This window comes from Agrobacterium sp. RAC06, assembly GCF_001713475.1.
Lineage (GTDB): Bacteria > Pseudomonadota > Alphaproteobacteria > Rhizobiales > Rhizobiaceae > Allorhizobium.
The window spans coordinates 3345004-3355000 of record NZ_CP016499.1; the positions used below are offsets into that span (position 1 = coordinate 3345004).

Below are 9997 nucleotides of genomic sequence, written 5' to 3' on the forward strand. Positions count from 1 at the left end.
TCGATCCAAATTAAGGCAGGGTTCCCGCACGCCTGTTGCGACCGAAAATCCGCGCTTTACCGTACCGTTTGGGGGGCAAGTGGCCGTTGCGCCCCGGGAACATATAGACTAAAAGCCCCGCAACCTGAGGCCTATCCGCCCAGGTCGGTGTTTTTGTGCCGGGGTTCCGGCGTCTTTCAAGGGCATATGGTTCAAGTCTATGGCTCGCATCGTCATGAAATTCGGCGGGACATCCGTCGCCAATCTGGATCGCATCTATAATGTCGCGCGCCATGTGAAACGCGAAGTGGATGCGGGTCACGAAGTGGCCGTGGTTGTCTCGGCCATGTCGGGCAAGACCAACGAGCTGGTCGACTGGGTGCAAAACATGCCCAAGGTCGCCGGTGCCGCTTCGCCCTTTTACGACGCGCGTGAATATGATGCCGTCGTCGCTTCGGGCGAACAGGTCACTGCCGGCCTGCTGGCGATTGCGCTCCAGTCGATGGATATCAATGCCCGCTCCTGGCAGGGCTGGCAGATCCCGATCAAGACCGACAACGCCCATGGTGCTGCCCGCATCCAGGAGATCGACGGCACCGAGATCATTCGCCGTATGGCCGAAGGCCAGGTGGCTGTCGTTGCCGGTTTCCAGGGTATCGGCCCTGACAACCGCATCGCGACGCTCGGCCGTGGTGGCTCTGATACGTCTGCCGTTGCGATTGCCGCCGGCGTTAAGGCCGACCGTTGCGACATCTACACCGACGTTGACGGCGTCTATACGACCGACCCGCGCATCGAGCCCAAGGCGCGTCGCCTGAAGAAGATCGCGTTCGAGGAAATGCTTGAGATGGCCTCGCTCGGCGCCAAGGTGCTGCAGGTCCGCTCCGTCGAACTCGCCATGGTGCATAAGGTCCGCACCTTTGTGCGCTCCAGCTTTGAAGATCCCGATGCGCCGGGCATGGGTGATCTGATGAACCCGCCCGGTACGTTGATTTGCGATGAGGAAGAGATCGTGGAACAGGAAGTCGTCACCGGTATTGCCTATGCCAAGGATGAAGCCCAGATTTCGCTGCGCCGTCTGGCCGACCGGCCGGGTGTCTCGGCTGCGATCTTCGGGCCACTCGCTGAATCCCACATCAATGTCGACATGATCGTTCAGAACATCTCTGAAGATGGTTCGAAGACTGACATGACCTTTACGGTGCCCTCAGGCGACGTGGACAAGGCGCTCGCCGTTCTCGGCTCCAACAAGGAGAAGATCGGTTTCGACGTCGTCCAGAGCGAGAAGGGTCTCGTGAAGGTTTCCGTCATCGGTATCGGCATGCGCAGCCATGCAGGCGTTGCCGCGACCGCCTTCCGTGCGCTGGCCGAGAAGGGCATCAACATCAAGGCGATCACGACGTCCGAGATCAAGATCTCGATCCTGATCGACGGCCCCTATGCCGAGCTTGCGGTTCGGACTTTGCATTCCTGCTACGGTCTGGATAAGAATTGATTCCTGAGAGCGGACATCCGTGACCCGACCCCTGAAAAGGTAAGGGTAACAATCCGCTGACCAATGGGAAGTGGAGCAAAATCGGGATGAGAGACCTTTCTGCGGGTCCCCGCGTCCTCCTCAAGCGGCTGCGCGAATTGATGGCGGAGCCGCTCGAGCCGCAGGAGCGACTGGATCGGATCGTTCGCCAGATCGCGAACAACATGGTCGCAGAGGTGTGCTCCGTCTATGTGCTGCGCTCCGACGGCGTTCTCGAGCTTTATGCGACCGAAGGTCTGAACAAGGACGCCGTTCACCTGGCCCAGCTGAAAATGGGTCAGGGTCTCGTCGGTACGATCGCGGCGTCTGCGCAATCTCTCAATCTTTCGGATGCCCAGGCGCATCCGGCCTTCCGCTACCTGCCGGAAACCGGCGAAGAGATCTACCACTCCTTCCTTGGGGTGCCGATCCTGCGTGCCGGGCGAAGCCTTGGCGTTCTCGTCGTACAGAACAAGGCGCAGCGGAACTATCGCGAGGACGAGCTCGAAGCGCTCGAGACGACCGCGATGGTGATTGCCGAGATGATCGCCACCGGCGAGCTCAAGAAGATTACCCGGCCCGGCCTCGAACTTGATCTGACGCGACCCGTCTCGATCGACGGCGACAGCTACTCCGAAGGCATAGGCCTCGGCTATGTCGTGCTGCATGAGCCGCGAATCGTCGTCACCAATCTGTTGAACGAAGACAGCGAGACGGAAATCCGCCGGCTGGCAACGGCCCTCGGATCGCTGCGCATTTCGATCGACGACATGCTGTCGCGGCGCGAAATCTCCATGGAAGGCGAGCATCGCGACGTGCTCGAAACCTACCGCATGTTTGCCCATGACCAGGGCTGGGTGCGGCGCATGGAAGAGGCGATCCACAACGGTCTGACGGCGGAAGCCGCGGTCGAGAAGGTGCAGAGCGACACCAAGGCGCGCATGATGCGCCTGACCGATCCCTATCTGCGCGAGCGCATGCACGACTTCGACGACCTGGCGAACCGCTTGCTGCGGCAGCTCACCGGCTTTTCGCCGCACAGTGCTGCCGAAGGCTTCCCGAACGACGCGATCGTCTTTGCGCGCGCCATGGGGGCGGCCGAGCTGCTCGATTATCCGCGTGCCAACCTGCGCGGCCTCGTGCTCGAAGAAGGAGCCGTCACCAGCCACGTCGTGATTGTTGCGCGTGCCATGGGCATTGCGGTCGTCGGCCAGGCGGCGGGTGCCGTGGCGCTTGCTGAAAACGGTGATCCCGTCATCATCGACGGTGACGACGGCAAGGTGCATGTGCGCCCGGTTGCCGATTTGCAGAAGGCTTATGAGGAAAAGGTCAAGCTCCGGGCCAAGCGGCAGGAACAGTTCCGCGCGCTGCGCGATGTCGAGCCTGTCACCAAGGACGGTCACCGGATCAAGCTGCAGATGAATGCGGGCCTTCTGGTCGACCTGCCGCAACTGGCCGATTCCGGTGCCGATGGCATCGGGCTGTTCCGTACCGAATTGCAGTTCATGATTTCCTCGACCATGCCGAAGGGCGAGGAGCAGGAGAGCTTTTACCGGAATGTGCTGAAACAGGCGGCTGGCCGTCCGGTCACCTTCCGCACGCTCGATATCGGCGGTGACAAGGTCGTTCCCTATTTCCGCTCCCAGGAAGAAGAGAACCCGGCGCTTGGCTGGCGGGCGATCCGCCTGTCGCTTGATCGGCCGGGATTGCTGCGCACCCAGTTGAGGGCGCTGCTGAAGGCGGCCTCCGGCGCCGAGCTCAAGATGATGCTGCCGATGGTGACCGAGGTCTCGGAGATCCGGGCCGTGCGCGAACTGATGCAGAAGGAGATCCAGCACATCTCCAAGTTCGGCCATCAGTTGCCGAAGAAGCTGCAGTTCGGCGCCATGCTCGAAGTGCCGGCGCTGCTCTGGCAGCTCGACGAGCTTATGGACGAAGTGGATTTCGTCTCGGTCGGATCGAACGACCTCTTCCAGTTTGCCATGGCCGTTGATCGTGGCAATGCCCGGGTGTCTGACCGTTTCGACGTTCTGGGGCGACCTTTCCTCAGAATTCTGAGGGATATTGTTCGCGCCGGCGAGCGCAACAAGACGCCGGTGACCCTTTGCGGCGAGATGGCATCGAAGCCGCTCCCGGCGATGGCCCTGCTCGGCATCGGCTTCCGCTCCATCTCGATGTCGCCGACCGCGATCGGTCCGGTCAAGGCCATGTTGCTCGGTCTCGACGTCGGTCTGCTCTCGGAGGTTTTGATGGCTGCGCTTGACGACGACACCCCGGGCGTGTCAGTGCGCGACCTGCTCCTCCGCCATGCGGAAGAGCACAACATCCCCGTCTGACTTTGAAGACTGACTTTGGCGACTGACCTGGAGTAAAGGGTGGCGAAGCTTCCTGTCGAGAAAATGCGCGAGCTCGAACGCCGGTTCGGCGAGATCGAGGCGCGAATGTCGGCGGGACCGGCAGCTGATGTCTATGTGAAGCTCGCATCGGAGTATTCCGAACTCGAGCCGGTCGTGAAGAAAATCCGAGAATACCAGTCTGCGATCGACGAGGCCGACGGCTTGCGCGCCATGCTGTCCGACAAGGCGACGGACCGGGAGATGCGCGATCTTGCCGAGATGGAATTGCCCGAGGTCGAAAGCCGGATCGAGGCGCTTGAGGGCGAGATGCAGATCCTGCTTCTGCCGAAGGATGCCGCCGACGAGAAGAGCGCGATCCTGGAAATCCGTGCCGGAACCGGCGGGTCCGAGGCAGCACTCTTTGCCGGTGACCTGTTCCGGATGTACGAGCGCTTCGCCTCGACCAAGGGCTGGAAGGTGGAGGTTCTCTCCGCCAGCGAAGGGGAAGCTGGCGGCTACAAGGAAATCATCGCAACGATCAGCGGTCGGGGCGTGTTCTCCAAGCTGAAGTTCGAATCCGGCGTTCACCGCGTGCAGCGCGTGCCGGAAACAGAAGCGAGCGGGCGCATTCATACGTCTGCGGCAACCGTTGCCGTTCTGCCGGAAGCGGAAGATATCGACATCGAGATCCGGCCGGAAGATATCCGCATCGATACGATGCGCGCTTCGGGGGCCGGCGGCCAGCATGTCAACACGACCGACTCGGCCGTGCGTATCACCCATCTGCCGACCGGCCTGATCGTGACGTCGTCAGAGAAATCGCAGCACCAGAACCGCGCCAAGGCCATGCAGGTGCTGCGTTCCCGGCTTTACGATATTGAGCGACAGAAGCTCGACAGCGAGCGATCGGCAAACCGCAAGAGCCAGGTCGGTTCGGGCGACCGTTCGGAACGTATCCGGACCTATAACTTCCCGCAGGGGCGCGTGACCGACCACCGGATCAACCTGACGCTCTACAAGCTCGACCGGATGATCGAAGGTGATCTCGATGAAATGCTCGATGCGCTGATTTCCGATTATCAGGCCGGGCAGCTTGCGCAGCTGGGCGAAAATCAGTGACGGGGGCCGCGCCAACAGCACGGTTGCTGATGGCGGACGCCCGGCGTCGTTTTGAGGCGATCGGATTGGACGATGCTGCGACCGATGCGCGTGTGCTCGTCTGCGGCCTTCTCAAGCTGAGCCCGACGGCCCTGTTGCTCGAGGGTGAGAAGCCGGTTTCGCCGGAAGCCGTGGCACAGGTGGAGGCGGCCGTGCTTCGGCGTCTGGCCCGCGAGCCGGTCCACCGCATCCTTGGTCGGCGTGACTTTTACGGGCTCGATCTCGCGCTTTCATCCGGGACGCTCGAACCCCGACCGGATACGGAAGTCCTGGTTGACGTGATCCTGCCACATCTCAAGTCCATGGTCATGCAAGGTCGCAAGCCGAAACTTGTCGATCTTGGAACGGGAACCGGAGCGATCGCGCTTGCGTTGCTTCACGAATGCCCCGAGGCCGAGGCCATGGGGATCGATATCTCCGAAGACGCCTTGAAGACAGCTGCTGACAATGCCGAGCGCAACGGGCTGGGGTCGCGTTTTGTCACGCGGTCAGGACCGTGGTTCGACAAGACAGCTGAACGGTTCGACATCATCGTTTCCAATCCACCCTATATCCGCAGCGATGGGGTCAAGGGACTGGAACCGGAAGTGACCAAGTTCGATCCGATTGTAGCGCTGGATGGTGGTCCGGACGGGCTCGACGCCTATCGGGCGATTGCCCAGAGTGCTGCGAGCCACCTCGAAGACCAGGGGCTCATCGGCCTGGAGATCGGTTTCGACCAGCGTCGAGACGTTACGCAAATATTTGAATTGGCGGGTTTTTTGCTTGTCGAAGAGCACCGTGACTACGGCCACAATGACCGTGTCCTGGTGTTTGCGAAGAGGCTTGATTAGCGCATTTGCTGCGGCTGCTAAGGATAATTTCGGGAAACATAGAAAAAGGCTTGGTTTTCCGAATGAAGCGTAATAGCTTGCGGGCACGCAACGGGCGGCGGGGAAAGAACGAAGATTCGTTCGCGACTGGGCCGGCTTCGAAAAAGTTCGCTGTCGAACTCCGCGAAGCACGACTGGACCGATGCGTACTCAGTAAACTCGACTTTCACCAGCGGCGAGCAAGGCGAGAGCGCGGTCTGTCGGCGGCGCGTGGAGACTTGGTCCGGTTCAATAAGAGCCCATGGCGTTGCCCTTTATCAGCACAACAAAGACATTCAGGTGAAGCATCTATGAGGCCAGGACAGCAAAACAAGCGTGGTCGGGGGCGTAACAACAATGGCGGCGGCGGTGGCGGCGGCGGTGGAAACAACAATTTCAACCGCAAGGGCCAGAACCCGCTGACCCGGACCTATGACAGCTCCGGCCCCGATGTGAAGATCCGCGGCACCGCCCAGCACATCGCCGAAAAATATTCCACGCTCGCTCGCGATGCCCAGAGCGCCGGCGACCGCGTCATGGCGGAAAACTACCTGCAGCACGCCGAGCACTATAACCGCATCATTGCGGCCGCTCAGTCGCAGATGCAGGAACGCTTCCAGCGTGACGACCGCGATGGCGGCGACGACCGTCAGGATTACAACGAACGGGACGGCGAGGATTTCGACGGCTCGGAAGACAATGCCGCCCAGGCTAGCGAGCGTCCGCAGCAGCAGGCACCGCAGCCGCAGCAACAGAACCGTCAGCAGCACGAGCGCCGCCAGCGGGAGCCGCGCGAGCCGCAGGCCCAGCCGCAGCCGCAGGCGGAGATCGCCGGTACGGGTCCGCAGCCGGTTATCGAAGATATGCCGGCGGAAGCCGCAGCCGCTGCTGCCGAAAGCCAGGCGGAAGCCGGGGCCGAGCGCCAGCCGCGCCGCCGCAATGCCGGCAACCGTCCGCGTCGCCAGCCGCGCCGCAGCGCTGCCGGTGATGAAGGCGGCGAAGGTGGTGAAGGTGGCGAAGGTGGAAACGGCGAAGGCGGCGAAGCACCCGCTCTTGCCGAAGCCGCTTCGGAATGAGCTTTTCGAGCTCGATTTGACGATTGCAAAACTCCGGGCTCAGACCCGGAGTTTTTCGTTTATCTGCCTCTTTAAAGGGCAAAATCCCGCTCCCATATCTCGGTCAGGGGAGCGGTTTTCGCTCCGGGGTCCGCCGCTTCCGGGGACCTCATCCACACCAACCGACCTGTGCCGATTGCGGGCAGGGCGGGGAAACGGAGAGTGACTATGAATATCGAGAAATATTCCGAACGCGTGCGCGGATTTCTGCAATCGGCGCAGACCTATGCCCTGTCGGAAGGGCACCAGCAGTTCACACCCGAACACGTGTTGAAGGTTCTGCTCGATGATGAGCAGGGCATGGCCTCCTCGCTGATCAGCCGTGCGGGCGGTGATGCCAAGGCCGTGCGGATCGCCAATGATGCAGCCCTTGCCAAGCTGCCCAAAGTGTCCGGGGGCAATGGCCAGGTCTATCTGGCGCAGCCGCTTGCCAAGGTGTTTTCGACCGCCGAAGACGCGGCCAAGAAAGCTGGCGACAGCTTCGTCACCGTCGAGCGTCTTCTGCTGGCGCTTGCGATCGAGTCTTCCGCTTCTACTTCGGCCTCGCTGAAGAAGGGCGGCGTGACCGCCAATGCGCTGAACCAGGTGATCAACGAGGTCCGCAAGGGACGCACGGCCGATGGTGCGAATGCCGAGGCCGGCTTCGACGCCCTGAAGAAATATGCGCGGGATCTCACGGCTGAAGCGCGCGAAGGCAGGCTCGATCCGGTCATCGGTCGCGATGACGAGATCCGGCGCACGATCCAGGTTCTGTCGCGTCGCACGAAGAACAATCCCGTTCTGATCGGTGAACCCGGCGTCGGCAAGACGGCGATCGCCGAGGGTCTGGCGCTGCGCATCATCAATGGCGACGTACCGGAGAGCCTGAAGGACAAGAAGCTCATGGCGCTCGACATGGGTGCCTTGATTGCCGGCGCCAAGTATCGCGGCGAATTCGAGGAACGTCTCAAGGCGGTGCTCAATGAGGTGCAGGCCGAGAACGGCGAGATCATCCTGTTCATCGACGAGATGCATACGCTCGTTGGTGCCGGCAAGGCCGACGGCGCCATGGATGCCTCGAACCTGTTGAAGCCGGCGCTTGCGCGCGGTGAGCTCCACTGCGTCGGCGCGACCACGCTCGACGAATACCGCAAGCATGTCGAAAAGGATCCGGCGCTCGCCCGGCGCTTCCAGCCTGTTATGGTCGAGGAGCCGACGGTCGAGGATACGATCTCGATCCTGCGCGGCCTCAAGGAGAAGTACGAGCAGCACCACAAGGTGCGGATCTCCGATTCCGCTCTGGTTGCTGCCGCGACGCTGTCGAACCGCTATATCACCGACCGCTTCCTGCCCGACAAGGCGATCGACCTGATGGACGAAGCCGCCTCGCGGCTCCGGATGCAGGTGGATTCCAAGCCCGAAGAGCTCGACGAACTCGATCGTCGCATCATTCAGCTGAAGATCGAGCGCGAAGCGCTGAAGAAGGAAACCGATGCGGCGTCCGCCGACCGGCTCGCGCGTCTTGAAACCGAGCTCACTTCGCTCGAGGAAGAGGCGGATGCGCTCACGGCCCGCTGGCAGGCGGAAAAGCAGAAGCTGGGCCTCGCCGCCGATCTCAAGCGGCAGCTGGACGAAACCCGCAACGAGCTTGCGATTGCTCAGCGCCAGGGTGAATTCCAGCGCGCCGGCGAACTCGCCTATGGCGTGATCCCGAAGCTCGAAAAAGAGCTGGTGGATGCGGAGGCGCAGGATGGTTCGACCGCCGGCAATATGGTGCAGGAGGTGGTCAACCCCGACGGCATCGCCCATGTCGTATCCCGCTGGACCGGTATCCCCGTCGACAAGATGCTGGAAGGCGAGCGCGACAAGCTGCTCAGAATGGAGGACGACCTGGCGAAATCGGTCGTCGGCCAGGGGGATGCGGTGCAAGCCGTGTCGCGGGCGGTTCGCCGTGCGCGTGCCGGCCTGCAGGATCCGAACCGGCCGATCGGCTCGTTCATCTTCCTCGGCCCCACCGGCGTCGGCAAGACCGAGCTCACCAAGTCGCTTGCACGCTTCCTGTTCGATGACGAGACCGCCATGGTCCGGCTCGACATGTCGGAATACATGGAGAAGCACTCGGTCGCCCGGCTGATCGGCGCGCCTCCCGGCTATGTCGGCTATGAGGAAGGTGGCGCGCTCACCGAAGCGATCCGCCGCAAGCCCTATCAGGTCGTGCTGTTCGACGAGATCGAGAAGGCGCATCCTGATGTGTTCAACGTTCTCCTGCAGGTGCTCGACGACGGGCGCCTGACGGACGGGCAGGGCCGAACGGTCGATTTCAAGAACACGATCATCATCATGACCTCGAACCTCGGGGCCGATTATCTGACGAGCCTCGGCGAGGACCAGGATGTCGACCAGGTGCGCGATCAGGTGATGGATGTGGTCAAGGCCTCGTTCCGACCGGAATTCCTCAATCGTGTCGATGAAATCATCCTCTTCCACCGGCTGCGCCGGACAGAGATGGGCGCGATCGTCGACATCCAGATGAAGCGGCTGCTCTCGCTGCTTTCGGAACGCAAGATCCGCATCGATCTCGCCCCGGACGCGCGCGCCTGGCTGGCCGACAAGGGTTACGACCCGGTCTATGGCGCCCGTCCGCTGAAGCGGGTGATCCAGAAATACCTGCAGGACCCGCTCGCCGAGCAGATCCTGTCCGGTCAGGTGCTGGACGGATCCGATGTCACGATCGAGGCGGGCAGTGACCGGTTGTTGATCTCGCCAAAGGCTTCGGTGAGCGCTGCGGCTTAAGCCAAATCGCTTCGTCTGCACAAAACCAAAACGGCGGTCCTTGCGGGCCGCCGTTTTCCGTTTGTCTGACGCGCTGACGGTTCAATTCACCGGCTTGCGACCTGGGCAGGGCGCCCACCTGTTTGCAGCAGGGTGTCGATACGCTGACGCTCCTGCTGGAAGGCGGCAAGTGCCGAACCCTCGAGCGCCTTGCCACCCGGCAGACGGACCTTCATCGCGTCGACCTTCGTGCCGTTGACGATCAGTTCGTAATGCAGGTGCGAACCGGTCGAG

The 9997-nt window shown here is 62.0% G+C and carries 7 protein-coding genes (1 of these 7 cut by a window edge); 6 read left to right on the top strand and 1 reads right to left on the bottom strand.

The window, feature by feature from the left end; all coding sequences use genetic code 11:
- Positions 1-199: 199 nt before the first annotated feature.
- From BSY240_RS16085 to clpB, 6 genes are all read left to right on the top strand, one after another.
- Complete coding sequence (locus tag BSY240_RS16085; protein ID WP_069042953.1) at positions 200-1474, top strand: aspartate kinase; 1275 nt, start codon at positions 200-202, stop codon at positions 1472-1474.
- An 86-nt stretch (positions 1475-1560) separates the two neighbouring features.
- A complete protein-coding gene (gene ptsP / locus BSY240_RS16090; RefSeq protein WP_054149951.1) occupies positions 1561-3828 on the top strand; it encodes a phosphoenolpyruvate--protein phosphotransferase in 2268 nt (755 codons plus the stop codon).
- Between the two features lie 39 nt (positions 3829-3867).
- Positions 3868-4947 (top strand): peptide chain release factor 1, encoded by a 1080-nt coding sequence (prfA, locus tag BSY240_RS16095; protein WP_054149952.1) that lies wholly within the window; start codon positions 3868-3870, stop codon positions 4945-4947.
- Positions 4948-4976: 29 nt separating this feature from the next.
- Positions 4977-5819, top strand: coding sequence for a peptide chain release factor N(5)-glutamine methyltransferase (prmC, locus tag BSY240_RS16100; RefSeq protein ID WP_069042954.1), 843 nt, complete (start codon positions 4977-4979; stop codon positions 5817-5819).
- 329 nt (positions 5820-6148) lie between these two features.
- Positions 6149-6913, top strand: a complete 765-nt coding sequence (locus BSY240_RS16105) for a DUF4167 domain-containing protein (protein WP_069042955.1) — start codon at positions 6149-6151, stop codon at positions 6911-6913.
- Positions 6914-7120: 207 nt separating this feature from the next.
- On the top strand, positions 7121-9724 hold the full coding sequence (gene clpB, locus BSY240_RS16110) for an ATP-dependent chaperone ClpB (RefSeq protein ID WP_069042956.1): 2604 nt from the start codon (positions 7121-7123) through the stop codon (positions 9722-9724).
- 86 nt (positions 9725-9810) lie between these two features.
- Here the strand turns inward: clpB and BSY240_RS16115 are convergent, their stop codons facing one another.
- Positions 9811-9997, bottom strand: the final stretch of a protein-coding gene (locus tag BSY240_RS16115) for a M23 family metallopeptidase (protein WP_069042957.1). It continues 1757 nt past the right edge of the window; 187 of the gene's 1944 nt are visible here — the last part of the coding sequence; its start codon lies off the right edge, out of view; it ends in the stop codon at positions 9811-9813.